At 45.0% G+C, this 14,150-nt stretch carries 7 protein-coding genes, 14 tRNA genes and 3 pseudogenes; 3 read left to right on the top strand and 21 right to left on the bottom strand.

Features of this window, described 5'->3' with window-relative positions; translation table 11 throughout:
• Positions 1-106 precede the first annotated feature (106 nt).
• A complete protein-coding gene (locus HC643_RS04265) occupies positions 107-1,465 on the top strand; it encodes an acetyl ornithine aminotransferase family protein (protein WP_038083722.1) in 1,359 nt (452 codons plus the stop codon).
• 11 nt (positions 1,466-1,476) lie between these two features.
• Here the strand turns inward: HC643_RS04265 and HC643_RS04260 are convergent, their stop codons facing one another.
• From HC643_RS04260 to HC643_RS41195, 16 genes and pseudogenes are all read right to left on the bottom strand, one after another.
• Positions 1,477-1,827 carry a hypothetical protein gene (locus HC643_RS04260; RefSeq protein ID WP_050045577.1) on the bottom strand — a complete coding sequence of 117 codons (351 nt, stop codon included), beginning with the start codon at positions 1,825-1,827 and terminating at the stop codon, positions 1,477-1,479.
• Between the two features lie 361 nt (positions 1,828-2,188).
• Positions 2,189-2,262 (bottom strand) — tRNA-Ala (locus tag HC643_RS04255).
• Positions 2,263-2,347: 85 nt separating this feature from the next.
• Positions 2,348-2,422, bottom strand: a tRNA-Val gene (locus HC643_RS04250).
• An 82-nt stretch (positions 2,423-2,504) separates the two neighbouring features.
• Positions 2,505-2,577: pseudogene (locus HC643_RS04245) on the bottom strand.
• A 3-nt stretch (positions 2,578-2,580) separates the two neighbouring features.
• Positions 2,581-2,658: transfer RNA gene (locus tag HC643_RS04240), tRNA-Met, on the bottom strand.
• A gap of 2 nt (positions 2,659-2,660) precedes the next feature.
• Positions 2,661-2,734: transfer RNA gene (locus tag HC643_RS04235), tRNA-Leu, on the bottom strand.
• On the bottom strand, positions 2,725-2,943 hold the full coding sequence (locus tag HC643_RS04230) for a hypothetical protein (protein WP_153021622.1): 219 nt from the start codon (positions 2,941-2,943) through the stop codon (positions 2,725-2,727). Before HC643_RS04230 ends, HC643_RS04235 begins: the two co-directional genes overlap by 10 nt.
• A gap of 170 nt (positions 2,944-3,113) precedes the next feature.
• Positions 3,114-3,191 (bottom strand) — tRNA-Pro (locus tag HC643_RS04225).
• A gap of 10 nt (positions 3,192-3,201) precedes the next feature.
• A tRNA-Leu gene (locus tag HC643_RS04220) sits at positions 3,202-3,279 on the bottom strand.
• A gap of 29 nt (positions 3,280-3,308) precedes the next feature.
• Positions 3,309-3,382, bottom strand: a tRNA-Arg gene (locus HC643_RS04215).
• A gap of 6 nt (positions 3,383-3,388) precedes the next feature.
• Positions 3,389-3,476, bottom strand: a tRNA-Ser gene (locus tag HC643_RS04210).
• A 4-nt stretch (positions 3,477-3,480) separates the two neighbouring features.
• A tRNA-Tyr gene (locus tag HC643_RS04205) sits at positions 3,481-3,565 on the bottom strand.
• A gap of 126 nt (positions 3,566-3,691) precedes the next feature.
• Positions 3,692-3,765: transfer RNA gene (locus tag HC643_RS04200), tRNA-Glu, on the bottom strand.
• A 225-nt stretch (positions 3,766-3,990) separates the two neighbouring features.
• Positions 3,991-4,065 (bottom strand) — tRNA-Met (locus tag HC643_RS04195).
• A gap of 127 nt (positions 4,066-4,192) precedes the next feature.
• Positions 4,193-4,269 (bottom strand) — tRNA-Glu (locus HC643_RS04190).
• A 1,271-nt stretch (positions 4,270-5,540) separates the two neighbouring features.
• Positions 5,541-5,657: pseudogene (locus tag HC643_RS41195) on the bottom strand (HNH endonuclease); the annotation flags it as partial.
• Between the two features lie 528 nt (positions 5,658-6,185).
• On the opposite strand from HC643_RS41195, the gene HC643_RS04180 reads away from it, so the two are divergent.
• Positions 6,186-7,733 (top strand): FAD-binding domain-containing protein, encoded by a 1,548-nt coding sequence (locus tag HC643_RS04180; protein ID WP_038092775.1) that lies wholly within the window; start codon positions 6,186-6,188, stop codon positions 7,731-7,733.
• A gap of 304 nt (positions 7,734-8,037) precedes the next feature.
• Here the strand turns inward: HC643_RS04180 and ltrA are convergent, their stop codons facing one another.
• Positions 8,038-9,900, bottom strand: coding sequence for a group II intron reverse transcriptase/maturase (gene ltrA / locus HC643_RS04175; protein WP_082051694.1), 1,863 nt, complete (start codon positions 9,898-9,900; stop codon positions 8,038-8,040).
• A gap of 853 nt (positions 9,901-10,753) precedes the next feature.
• Here ltrA and HC643_RS04170 point away from each other — a divergent pair.
• Complete coding sequence (locus HC643_RS04170) at positions 10,754-11,212, top strand: CPCC family cysteine-rich protein (protein WP_050045578.1); 459 nt, start codon at positions 10,754-10,756, stop codon at positions 11,210-11,212.
• 316 nt (positions 11,213-11,528) lie between these two features.
• Here the strand turns inward: HC643_RS04170 and HC643_RS04165 are convergent.
• The 4 genes and pseudogenes from HC643_RS04165 to HC643_RS04145 form a co-directional block, all read right to left on the bottom strand.
• Positions 11,529-11,612: transfer RNA gene (locus tag HC643_RS04165), tRNA-Ser, on the bottom strand.
• Between the two features lie 101 nt (positions 11,613-11,713).
• A tRNA-Gln gene (locus HC643_RS04160) sits at positions 11,714-11,786 on the bottom strand.
• 752 nt (positions 11,787-12,538) lie between these two features.
• Complete coding sequence (gene psbA / locus HC643_RS04150; protein ID WP_038074736.1) at positions 12,539-13,621, bottom strand: photosystem II q(b) protein; 1,083 nt, start codon at positions 13,619-13,621, stop codon at positions 12,539-12,541.
• Between the two features lie 268 nt (positions 13,622-13,889).
• Positions 13,890-14,078, bottom strand: a pseudogene (locus tag HC643_RS04145) (hypothetical protein); the annotation flags it as partial.
• Positions 14,079-14,150 lie beyond the last annotated feature (72 nt).

The raw sequence follows: 14,150 nt of genomic DNA, 5'->3' as shown, positions 1-14,150 counted from the left end.
TCGGTAATTATCCCCTTACGGGGTCTTGCAATATTTGTAATATCAAATACACAACAGATGACCTCAATCGAAGAATATTAAAGCTTATTTAGATATCAATTTTTTTATGCTAGAACTTTCGCAATCGAAAATCGAAAATCGAAAATCGAAAATCTCTTTACCCTGTAAACCTCATATAATCACTTCTTTACCAGGATCGAAAACTCTCGATCTTGTAGAACGCGATCGCGCTGTCACTTCGCCTTCTTATACCCGAGATTACCCGTTAGTTGTGGCTCGTGGTGAAGGTTGCATGGTAGAAGACGTGGATGGGAACGTATTTCTAGATATGACTGCGGGTATTGCTGTCACCGCAACGGGACACTGCCATCCAGAAGTTGTCCGAGCGATTCAAGAGCAAGCCGCAAACCTGATACATATGTCAGGGACTGATTTTTACTACGAACCTATGGTGGAACTCGCGGAAAAATTAGCTTCCCGTGCGCCCTTTCCACCTGTTGTTGGAGAGGGTACTGGAAAAACTTCTTTTCCTGCTAAAGTATTTTTCACAAATTCAGGTGCAGAATCCAATGAAGGAGCAATCAAACTTGCTAGATACTATACCGGACGCTCTTTAATTATTGCCTTTTTAGGAGCATTCCACGGACGCACTTATGGGGCTATGTCCCTTACTGGTTCTAAGACAGTCCAACGGGCAAATTTCGGTCCTCTCGTTCCAGGTGTGACTCATATTCCTTATGGCACTCACGCTAGCTTGGATTACCTAGAAAAACAACTATTTCCAACCATGTTGCCACCTAAAGAGGTGGCAGCAATTGTTGTTGAAGCCATTCAAGGAGAAGGCGGTTATATTGTCCCAGAGGATGGGTTTTTACAGCGAATTAGGGAAATATGCGATCGCCACGGTATGTTGATGGTTGTGGATGAAGTCCAAGCAGGTATGGGACGTACCGGTCGTTTATTTGCGATCGAGCATTGGGGTGTGATGCCTGATATCATTACCACAGCGAAAGGGATTGCTAGCGGTCTTCCTTTAGGGGCTATTCTCTCCCGCCCTGAAATTATGACTTGGTCACCCGGTTCTCACGCAACGACCTTTGGAGGCAATCCAGTGGCTTGTGCAGCAGCGATTGCCACGCTCAAACTGCTAGAAAGTGGTTTAATGGCAAATGCAACTGCCATGGGAGAAGTCTTGCAAGCTGGTTTGCACCGTTTGTCGCAACAATTTCCGCAAGTTTCTTCACCACGAGGGAAAGGATTGATGGTGGCGGTAGATTTATTAGACTGTGAGGGAAATTACAATTCGCAGTTGCGCGATCGTATTGTTCAACGAGCTTTCCTAAAAGGTTTGTTATTACTAGGTTGTGGTAAAGCTGCTATTCGCTTCTGCCCACCTTTAATCATCGATCGCAACCAGATTGAAATTGCTCTTGACATTCTTGCTGAAGTTTTAATAGAAATGTAGTTCAGCAGTATTTAAGACTGGAAAGATTTAATTGCCGATACGAAGGTTACAATAGTATTGTGCAATACACTCGATATTTCAGAGAGCGAAAGGATACCAAATTCATTAATTTGATTGCTGGGGAGTTGGACTGTTATTGATGCTTCATCAATAATACGTGCATCCATTGTTAGCAGTGTTTCCTTCAAGGAAGCTTGTGCGTGTATTGCTCGTGGTGAGGCATTCAGTATTGCAACGGGTTTGCGGTAAAGTTCTCCAGAACCTTTAACTCCAATCGTGCGGCTCTTTATAGAGGTATTGATATCAAAGCAGAAAAGCCGGGACAAGCTTTGAAAAATGAGTTGGCGATCGCCTGTTCTCATATTTTGGATTGCACAAGCGCTCAGTCCTGAAACAAATCCACCAAGGAGGTACTGGCCCTCCTGTATCTGTGTTATCAGTACAGTGCCTCGCTTTTCGACTTCAGGTGGAAGGCGGAAGATGGAGGAATCGAACCCCTGGGTGTTACCCCACCCCGGTTTTCAAGACCGGTTGCCGACCATTTAGCGGCATCTTCCTTAAAGGGGTGCCCGACGAGACTTGAACCTGTTATAACTGGTTCCACAAACGAGCGCCGCGACCACTTTGGCTATAGCACTTTTGTGCCACGCTATGTGCAAGGCACACGCTACGCGATGCCGCAGGCTATGCCCGTAAGGGCTATACGCTATCAGACACCATCAGTGGAATCAAGGGGATTTGAACCCCTAACCTCCCGCTTGCAAGGCGGACGCTCTAGCCAGTTGAGCTATGACCCCAGACAGAAGGAGTGAAGGGAGTTGAACCGCTACAAATCGCCGAGCGAAGAGCGATGCCCATCCATTAGACGACACTCCTATAAATTGGTAGCCCTGACAGGATTTGAACCTGTAACCCTCTGTTTGTAAGACAGTTGCTCCACTATTGAACTACAGGGCTACAAAAGCGAGTGATGAGACTCGAACGCATACGCTGAGTATGGCGCACTCAGATGTTAGCCATTACATCACACCCGTATTGAAGTTGGTGACAGGAGTTGAACCCGCAACCCATCACAAACATCGGCAATTGCTCTGCCGTTGAGCCACACCAGCATTTGGTAGCGGAGCCGGGATTTGAACCCGGTACGTGAAGGCTTATGAGACCCCAGAGCGCACCATAGCTCAATCTCCGCGAGTACCCCTGACAGGATTTGAACCTGTAGAAAACCCGTTTTAAGCAGGTCATGTCTGCCAATTGCATCACAGGGGCATTATTTGTTTGGTGGGTCGTTCAGGGGTTGAACTTGGATAAGTCCGCTTAAAAGACGGTTTCATATCTGCTCTGCTAACGACCCAATTAGTACTCCCGACAGGAGTCGTTCGCGTATAGCCCTTGCGGGCATAGCCTGCGGCATCGCGAAGCGTGTCGCGCAGCGACTCAGCGTCTCCGATAGCAAAGCGTGCCGACGAAGGAGGCATAGGAGATACCTGCAATAATTCCGTCCCTCAAACGGAAGCGTTTACCAATTTCGCCATGGGAGTATCAATACCCTTGGTGAGAGACGAACTCACGTTCGACTCCAGAGGAGATACTTACAAAATTTGGTTTCTAAGACTAACACGTTTGCTAGTTCCGTCATAAGGGCAAATGGTCGGAATAGTAGGATTTGAACCTACAACTCCTTGTCCCCAAAACAAGGCTTCTAGACCACTGAAATTACATCCTGATATTTTAGTTGGTACTCCTGATGGGATTTGAACCCATACACAGGCTGTTTTTGAGACAGCCGCCTCTTCCAATTGGGCTACAGGAGTATATATTAACCGAGCTACCAGGGCATAGGCGAGAACGAAAGGACTTGAACCTTTACTCTTCAGTTTCGTAGACTGATGTGTTATCCAGTTACACTACGTTCTCATAAAGCGGAGAGAGTGGGAGTTGAACCCACAGTGAGATGCTGAATCCCACGACTGTTTAGCGGACAGCTTGCCCTGCCAATAGCAATCTCTCCATAATGGGTCGGGTAGGATTTGAACCTACGAAGCACATAAGCATCCGTTTTACAGACGGCTTCCTTCAACCGGACTTGGATACCGACCCAAATCAATGTCCACTTGGTAAAAATACATCTACAAGGGATGGAGTGAAGGGGAATCAAACTCTTAACTAACAAACGGACGCTTGTTGGTTTTGTTGTTGTCGATCGCCATTCGTTACCCCATGAAGTAGTACAGACGGGACTCGAACCCGCTAATTACACGCTTGAAAGACGTGCCGCTCGACCACTTCGCTTCTGCACCATGTATGCCGTGTAAGTGAAAAAAGCTGTTGATTCACACACAGGAATTGAACCTGCATAGACTGTTTGAGAGATAGTTGCCTTACCGTTAGGTGAGTATGTAAGCTTTTTCGATTAGGACACGGCAACGCACAGACAAGAATTTGTTCGCGAAGCGTCTCCGTAGGAGATACCCTGACCAAAGGTTTTGGAGACCCTAGTGCTGCCATTACACCATCTGTGCATTTGGTAGCAGCGACGGGAGTTGAACCCGTATATTCTCGGTTATGAGCCAAGTACCTTATCATTAGGTGACGCTGCAACGCTTGGAGTCCAGGGCGAGAATTGCTCGTGTAAGCATTTGCATTCACGAAGCGTCTCGAAGAGGAGGGTACTTGCACAATCAGTTTTGCAGACCATACCCTACCATTAGGCGACTTGGACACATTTGGAAGCCTCGACGGGAGTTGCACCCGCTCCTCCGTGCTTGAGAGGCACAGCGACTTATCTATTTGTCCACAAAGCTATATTCCTACGTTAAGTGGCAATTATTTAGTTTTCATGGTTCAGGGGTGTTTGCTCTATAGCTTGTTAAGAGGCTGTAGGTTAGAGTCGATGAGGAAATCGCTTTCCTTCACCTCTCATTCAGAACCGAACATGAGAGTTTCCAATCTCATTCGGCTCCTGCGTGTGGTCTTGTGTCAAAGATAGTCGTATGGATTACTCGCAATTTGACCTTGGCTTCTACTATTTCACCCTTTCCTTGTACCGCCTTGGGGCTATTAGACCGTTCGACGTTTTGTGGTCGCCTTTACTACCGGACAATTACGGTATAGTCAATCGTTTACCCTGTACGCATAGAATTCATCCCACATTACCCGAAAGTATGTATTAGGCTTATCAGGAGTTACTATTCTGGAAGCTTCCACAACCGCTTATCCTGCGTCAGCATATCCCTAACATTACTTAGGGCATTGGCTTCTCAGGATATCCCTGTTGTTCAACCGTGCGGTTTGGCTCACCTTATCGTTTTCAGTTAGGATTACTGCTATGGAAGCAATTTGCCTCAAAGGTTGTTCCTATTCAATTGTCGGTTAGCAGTAATTAACATGTATCCGATAGCATTGAACAAGTTACTTCGTTCCTAGCACTCCTTTCGCGGTAAATTTAGGATTGCAGTCTCCGCCGAGGTTTAGACACCCATACATGGCTACGAAGCACTTAGCCACAGTCTGTATAACCTAACTCTGGTATCGGGGACGTGCAACTCTTAGGTAGGGCGCATTGGGGTGATAATTCCCTAGACTCTCCCCACTCTGGTTAGTCCAATAGAGTCATCCGAGGACTATTCTCAGTCACTTTCGTTTCCCGTAGTATTACGACGAGTTGTACTGCATTCACTGTACGTTATCCATGTCTACCAACTCTTGCAGAGATTTGGGGAGGTGACTACCCATTATCCGCATTTAACCCATGCACCGAAAGTAACAGTTGCCAACCTGTTAAATCTGGGCTATGAATTCAACCCTTGGGTTTGGGTGGTAGGAATTGAACCTACAAGAGTACTAAGTTGTAAAAGGTTATATAACCTTTCCCTCTCTCCCCCTAATTCTTTGATATGGAGAACTCCACTTTACAAAGTTAGGTTTTGAGAGAACGAATCGCACTGCTTTACTACATATATACTACATAAAATATTACAGGTTGTCAATGGCATACTACAAAATTTTTTTGACAAGTGAGAGGACAATGTGATGCAATCGCGGTATTACCTTCTGCGATTGAGTTTGAAGTAAATTACTCAGATTCATTTAGGTTTTGTGCGTTCCAGAATTGTTCAGCAAATGCCACTGCTGAGTGAATTGGGGCTTTGGGCCTGTTTTTCAGTACCATTCCAGCTTCATAAGGTAGGCGAGCGCACGCAGCAGAGAACTCTTTCCAAAGCCACTTGGTCCAGTAATTAACAGTCCTTGACCTGATGGCAACCAAAATTAACTCAGAAAACGTAAAATTAAAAAATACTTGAAACGTAGCGATTCCCGGTAACGGGATTGAAACCGAATGGTTTGGCTGTTTCCTTGGTTTGGGCTTGGGCCTTGAAACGTAGCGATTCCCGGTAACGGGATTGAAATTTGTTAGAAGCATACTACCGAGACGGTTTGAAGAACTTGAAACGTAGCGACCCCCGGCTACGGGATTGAAACGAGCGATCGCCAACCCTTTGAAGTGTCACTTTACCAGGCAATGGCAGTAAAGTGGAAGCAGTTGATGGCAGTAAATGTAACTTAAAGGAAAAGTTGGCTGCCAAATCGCTCTAGTTATGAAATCTATGCAATTACGGGACTCATCCGTATGGCGATAGCTTCGCTCCTGCCCTTTAGGCAAATCGCATCACCCCAACTTAAAAATGCCAAAATAGAGGTGGAGTGATAGTACTAATGTATGCACATTCTTTGGTTTCGGCGGGACTTGCGGTTAAGCGACAATGAAAGCGTAGCTAGGGCAACTGCTAAGGCTGCTCTTGTCTTACCTTGCTTTATTATTGACCCTTGGTTTTACGAGCAACCAGAGGTAGGTAAGGCACGGGTCAGATTTTTGTTTGAGTCTTTGGAAAATTTAGAGAAAAACTTACGCTCTAATAGTAGTCAATTATATTTATTTGAAGGAAATTCAGTAGACATTCTCCAACAACTCACTCAACAGTTAATTCAACTCGGTCACAGACCCAAGCTCTACTTTAATCGGGACGTGCAAGTTGAGTATGGAGTGAGCCGCGATAGAGCTATCGCCAACTTCTACCAACAACTCAATCTGGAATGCCACATCGGTCTCAACAACTTCTTGCAGACAGATGACGATCGCCGCGACAAATGGTTTGACGAATACTACACCTATGTCAGGCAATCTCCACACCTAAAGCCAATTCACATTAACACTCCACAGCTATCGTTCAATCTACCCCTAGTGACCTTCACCGAACTTAAACAAAAATACAGTCATTTCTACGAAACAAAGCGTGTTTATTTTAAAGGCGGAGAAACACAGGCATTTTCTACGCTAAATTCTTTTCTGACAAAACGATTTCATGGGTATCATTGGAAATTATCAAAACCCTGGCTGGCACAACAAAAAGCAACGTCACATCTTTCACCTCACCTGGCTTTTGGAACTATCTCGGTGAGAACTGTCTATCAAAGTACCAAAGCGCGAGCAAGAGAACTGGCCGATCAACCAAAGGCGGAATTTTCTTTGAAGGCATTTCGCGATCGGCTAAGATGGCACGATAGTTTTACTCAACGGTTGTACTTTCATCCAGAGATAGCATATACCAACCGTTACCCAGAATTTGATGAATATTACCGACCTGACGAACTCACTTCATCGCAACAAGAGTTATTTCATGCTTGGTGTGAAGGGCTAACTGGATTTCCAATGGTGGATGCCAGTATGAGACAACTGAAAACAATGGGTTGGATGAATTTTCGCATGCGGGCGATGTGTGCTACTTTCTTAACTATCAATTGTGGTATCTCCTGGCATTACGGCGCACGCCACTACATGAATTATTTGGTGGATGGAGATTTAGCAATTGATAATTGGCAGTGGCAGATGCAAGCAGGTATTACCAATCCTTTGAGTGAAACTTTTCGCATCTACAATCCTAATAAAAACATTGAGGAGAAAGACTCAGATTTGCGCTTCATTTACCACTGGATACCAAAGTTGCTAGGGTATAGTTTACCTGAAATTCTCCAAGGCAAGTACATCGAGCACGGTTTATACCCACCGCCCATTCTAGATTGGTCAAAAACTCGCCTCGTCAACGGGAAAATTGTTTCTGATATCCGCAAACGGGTAAGAGAACGCCTGCTAGCTAATGGTGGTGATGAGTTGGAAAATGCTATAGCTGCAAAAACAACCGTTGAAAAATACTTTGAGTCCAAAGATAAACAGTACAAGCAATTTCAGGAAAAAGAGTTTCTTTCTTGAGAATTAAGCATATGAAAATCTTGTGTGATGCGTAGCGCGGCGACTTAACGTGAGTTACCTATCCCCTACATAACAGTTTTGGATACAGCACCAGATCGGTACAATGTCGCTAGCCTAGGGGTGATGCTGTCACAGTTGCACCTACGGGGAGGGACTTCTCTTATGTACTCTAGGATTTCCTCGGAGTCACCCTCATGGTCATCTAGTTGTCAAAGGTTCTGTTCCGATTACTCGGTTCTTATTCCTTGCCACTCATCCCTGAATAATAAATTATTCATTTCGAGTGAACGAATCGCACAGTAAACTAAGCCGCTCCGTCACCAGAGCGACTCGTCTTCAAAACCGGACGTGAATTTTTCAATTCATCCGGCTCCTCGGTAATTTGGTGCTTGTCCAAGTGCATACCTCCAGCCAATTTGTCATTGGCTGTTTTTATGTCGTGGCAGTGTCTATGTAATAACTGGAGATTTTTATATTCGTCTTTACCTCCTTGAGTTGGAGGTATTTTGTGGTCAATTTCCAGTACATCTTCCTCTCGGAAGTACAATTCGCAGTGAGCACATTTTCCTTTTTGTTGCTTTAAGAGTTTTGTTACTCTTTTTGGCACTTCAGGGTGTGCGCCCATTCTTGAACTCCAATAAATTAGGTTGCCATCGTATGGACTGGCATCGCCTTTCACTTTTACGTGCCGAACAATGGGTATTTCTGCGTGTTTTAGTAATCGCATCGAATTTTTTTCCCCTTTGTTTGGAGTGGCGAAGACCCAATTATCACCGCCAATGGTGCGCCAGTATTTCTTGGTTACCCATTCTCCTGATTTATTTGGGTGACGGCGTTTTGCCCAAGTTTTTAGCTTAGAATACATAAGATTGTCTAATGTGGAGTAAGTTTCTTTACTTACTACCGTTGAATAGTAGTTAGACCATCCCCTGATTATTGGATTTAATCGGTTGATAATTGCCTCTTGTGGAGCTGGGATGTGGTCATTGATGACACTAGCTATTCGTTCGTAGTGTATCCTCTGCTTTTCTTTGCTTGGGGTGATGATTGTTTTGAAACCTTGTTTTGAGTGGTATTTACTCACTCGAAACTGCCTAATATTAAAACCAAGGAAGTTAAACCCCGGTTCTTCATTTTCATACCTATTTAAAGTATGAGTTAGGCGTGTTTTTGATGGCTTCAATTCCAAACCCATGTCTTTTAACCACTCAGATATAATTGTTTGACATCTTTGAACAACGGCTAGATTTTCGTGTAAAATTACGAAATCATCGGCGTAACGAGTTAACGATATACTAAATCGATTGACCCGTTTTGTACCAGGTAATGTTTCAGCGTATTGTTTAATTCGTTCTTCCATACCGTGGAGGGCAATGTTTGCTAAAAGCGGCGAAATGACTCCGCCTTGGGGAGTACCCTCAGATGTCTCTTGGAACTGCTGATTATCCATCACTCCCGCTTTTAACCAAGCACGTATTTGACGGCGAATGGTGGGGAATGTATTTAATTTTCTTAGCAGTGCCGTGTGGTCGATTTTATCGAAGCACTTTGATATGTCAGCATCCAGAACAAATTTTGGTTTTGTTTTGATACTATTAAAAATAGCTTCGATAGCATCGTGACATGAGCGTCCTGGTCTAAACCCATATGAGTTAGGTTCAAACTTAGCTTCCCATTCTGGCTCAAGTGCCATTTTTACGAGAGCTTGCAATGCGCGGTCATACATTGTCGGGATACCCAAAGGTCTTTTTTCATCTTTCCCAGGCTTTGGAATCCATACACGTCTGGTAGACGATACCTTTGAGCCTAATTTTAATTTGGCAACTAAGGTGAGACGTTGCTTTGGAGTTAGTGATTTCACACCGTCCACACCCGCCGTCTTCTTACCTTGGTTGTCTTGTGTAACCCGTCTAACCGCAAGACACTTTGCACTCCAGGACTTCATCAGCGTCTTTTGGAGTTTGCGAGTTGCTTTGACATTACCACGCTGTGAGGCTTTGTAGATTCTTTTTTGCAACTTGTAGACACGTTTTTCTAGCTTACGCCAGTCAGTGTGCCTCCATTCCACCATCGATTTATCATTCACAGTTTCATGATTTCGCAATTCCTTCAAGGGTTGGATCGCTTCCTCATTTGATTCCGTTGTGACTCTTCGTGTTTTAGACATATTTATTGCTACTGTGACTCTACATTCCAAATCACCGTAAGTCTGTCAGCATATCCTCGTTATTACACAAGGCATTCGCTTTTGACTCAATCTCTCTTAACGCCACATACGGTTAGCACCTACTCAGTATCGACCTCCTGAGAGTGGACATTAAGTTACTTCGTTCCAGATAACCATTGTTTGAAACCTTTAGAGCGATGCTTATCCGCCGGGTTTATTGGGAGTGCTTGCTGGTCATCGTAGTAAATGCCAGTCCCTTATCCGTTGCCTTTTTTTTTTGGCTCCAGCGCGTTCAGCCTTATTTCGCTGGTTAGTAATAACGACGGTTACGCATCTTCGCTTGCGCTGCTCGTAGGTTTATGCTCGAAGGGAACCAGTTTAGGCTACCAGTTTTACCTCCTTCTCACCCCGCTTTAGGGATTGATGGCTAGTCGCTACCCTAGGGGTGATGCTGTCACCGTTGCACCTACGGGGAGGGACTTCTCTTATGTACTCTAGGATTTCCTCGGAGTCACCCTCATGGTCATCTAGTTGTCAAAGGTTCTGTTCCGATTACTCGGTTCTTATTCCCTGCCACTCATCCCTGAATAATTTATTACTCATTTCGAGTGAACGAATCGCACACTACGAATTACTTCGTTTTTCCTACTTCTCAAGTGCGTCCTTATTCGCTATAAAAGCCAGTGATGAGCGGTACAACGAGCCCTTGCCTTTCTTGCAGTTGGTCTATCAGATTTTAGTTGGAATTGGAAAAGTGAGTTGCAGCTTTTTTATCAAACTGGAAAATACAATAGAGAATTTGTAGCCAAACTGTGTTTGCGGTTCTCAGCCGTCATGTGGATTTTTAGCAAGTATGACCGAGCACACAAGTTATCCATGCCCTTGTTGCGGTTATCTTATCTTTGATGAACCACCCGGTTCGTATGATATTTGCCCAATCTGTTTCTGGGAAGATGACGTATTTCAATTGCGTTTTGCTTGCGTAGACAGGAGTGCAAATAATGTGTCGCTGCTTGTCGGTCAGCTCAATTACATTGAGTTTGGTGCGTGCGAGTCCACTTGTCAACCCCATGCCCGCCGTCCTACCTCAAGTGATATTCGAGACCCCGAATGGCGAGTTATTAATCTTGATGTTGACAATATTGAAGACTTTCAGCCGGAGAGGATTTTCATTGTGAATGCTAGTTCAGATATTGTAATAGACAAACCATTGCCTCTAATAAATGACAAAACGCCCTATCCTGATGATAGGACTCAACTTTATTACTGGCGTCCTACGTACTGGCGGCGTACTTTATCTAGCGAAAGTTAATTATTTGCTGACTCTGTTAAACATACCTTGTCCTTTCACATAGCTGTAGCGTAGAGACAGTTCCACCTCAGAGACTAAAACGACTTAAATTCAAGTAAAAGGGTTTTAGACAAAAGTTAGTCTGTAATTAACCGCAGGGATAAAGTTATCTTTTGCTCCGTTACCTAATGTGGAGCGAAGTTGATTGAGTTATGAATTTATATGTTATGGGTTGGAGATTTATGCAATTGGCTGAACAATATTGGCAGTCATTAGATCCAATGAATCCTTACTCATACGTGCTACTACAATTACAATTTTGGTAAAAGTGCAAAAACGGAAGCTAAGAGAATCGAACTCTTGACGGCGTTAACCGCAGCCGCTTTCGAGGCGGTTTCCTCGTCCATGCCGGACAGCTTCCATGTATGGGTATCTAATGAGACTTGAACGCGAGTGTGTCTCCGTAGGAAATACCTGTAAACCAGCCGCCTCTTCTAGTTGGGCTATAGAAGGATAATGTGACTGCCCTGCCAGGGTTTGAACCTGGAGTCTCCTCGTTCAAAGCGAGAGATGTTGCCAGTTACACCACAGGGCAATAATTGAACTAGCAAAGCGATCGCGAAGCGCAAGCTGTACGCAGCTTATCGCCTCCGGCAGGCGTTTTGCGCCATCACGGCTGTTTTACAGACTGTTGCTTACACCTAGCTTGTAAACCGACCCATAAGGCAGTACCGACGGGAGAGTCCACAAGGCGGCTATACGGGGATGACGAAACTCGTTCGCGTATAGCCCTTGCGGGCATAGCCTGCGGCATCGCGTATAGCCCTTACGGGCATAGCTTCGCATCGCGGAGCGTGCGTTTGGCGCTTAGCGTGTCGCGCCAGCGACTCAGCGTCTTTATCGGAGATACTCGCGAGTTCCTGTTTTACAGAGAGGCACTCTTAACTAACTGAGCTACACGCCCAAGTTAGGTGGCAATCTGTGAAATTTTTAAGGTTGTGAAGTATTAGCGCTATGCCTTTTGAAGAGGCTCGCTTCCTTCACTACATATATACTACTTAATGTATTATATAGTGTCAAGGGTGTACTACAAATTTTTTTGAAAGTGAATAGTGATGAACAAAATACCAAATAGCTCCAATATGGTTATCCAGAATTTTGGAGAATGATAAAGTTTTAGGTTGAGGGTGTGAAATACAAATTGATTCACGGGTATTGCATTTAATATCGCACCTATTCCTAATAATTAATTAACCGTAGGTATCTCCAAACGGAACAAGGCGCTCTCACAAAAGGAGAGCGCCTTGTATTTAGTTATTGATGCTTCTTAGTCGCGTACTGCTATGATTAACCGTTGATAGCAGGAGCGCTGATTGCAACAGGTGCGACTTCAGCAGATGCCAAGTCGAGAGGGAAGTTGTGAGCGTTGCGCTCGTGCATGACTTCCATACCGAGGTTAGCGCGGTTGAGGATGTCTGCCCAGGTGCCAATCGCACGACCTTGGGAGTCAATTACCGATTGGTTGAAGTTGAAGCCGTTGAGGTTGAACGCCATAGTGCTGATGCCGAGTGCGGTGAACCAGATGCCTACTACTGGCCACGCTGCCAAGAAGAAGTGCAACGAACGACTGTTGTTGAATGATGCGTATTGGAAGATAAGCCTTCCGAAGTAGCCGTGTGCTGCGACGATGTTGTAGGTCTCTTCCTCTTGTCCGAACTTGTAACCGTAGTTCTGTGACTCGGTTTCGGTTGTTTCACGTACCAAGGAAGAAGTTACCAAGCTTCCGTGCATCGCACTGAACAGAGAACCACCGAATACACCTGCTACACCTAACTGGTGGAAGGGATGCATGAGGATGTTGTGCTCTGCTTGGAACACCAACATGAAGTTGAAGGTTCCAGAGATTCCTAAAGGCATACCGTCAGAGAAGGAACCTTGACCGATGGGGTAGATCAAGAACACTGCGGTAGCTGCTGCTACAGGTGCGCTGAACGCTACGCAGATCCAAGGACGCATACCCAAGCGGTAGGACAATTCCCACTCACGACCCAAGTAGCAGAATACGCCAATCAGGAAGTGGAAAATCACCAACTGGTATGGACCGCCGTTGTACAACCACTCATCCAAGGAAGCGGCTTCCCAGATGGGGTAGAAGTGAAGACCGATGGCGTTGGAAGAGGGAACAACTGCACCAGAGATGATGTTGTTACCGTAGAGCAAAGAACCTGCAACAGGTTCGCGGATACCATCGATGTCTACAGGAGGAGCAGCGATGAAGGCGATGATGAAGCAGATTGCCGCCGAGAGCAGTGTGGGGATCATCAACACGCCGAACCAGCCGACATAAAGGCGGTTTTCGGTGGAGGTGATCCAGTTACAGAATTGCTCCCATACACTTGCGCTTTCGCGACGCTGTAAGGTTGCTGTCATGGTTTTATAATTGCGGTTGTTTTTTATGAATGAATCAGGCTTTTTGTGCGCCTGTGTCTTTAATTTACATATGTTTACACAACTTTACAATACCCGTTTCTTTATTAGAAGTGATTTGAAATATTAGCTTGAGTTATGATTCACAAGTTGGGCTTTGGCGTCAGCCACAGATATAAAGGCGCGAGCGGTAGCACGGGGGCATATATATTGAGGGCAAGAAGCCTTTGTGCTTAACGGCTAGACTGCCGGATCTCGCTCAAACACGGCTCTAAATAGCGCGATCGGGTTTGCTCGTACCATACTTCTGGTAGAGTGTATGCGATTTTGGACGCAATTCAAATGTCGTTTGGGAACGATAAAAGCAGACATCAAATTCCAAGAAAAAATTCATGCGCCCTAATAATAACGGTACATCGTCCGTTCGGCTCCATGCAAACACCAATCTGACGGGTGCAAAAAATTTGACAACGATGGTAAATCAAACTTCTGCCCTCAAACTTCTGCCTTTGCATGAGGTTATCATGAGTTG

It is taken from the genome of Tolypothrix bouteillei VB521301 (genome assembly GCF_000760695.4).
Classification (GTDB): domain Bacteria; phylum Cyanobacteriota; class Cyanobacteriia; order Cyanobacteriales; family Nostocaceae; genus Scytonema; species Scytonema bouteillei_A.
This window is presented reverse-complemented; position numbering and strand designations above follow the sequence as displayed.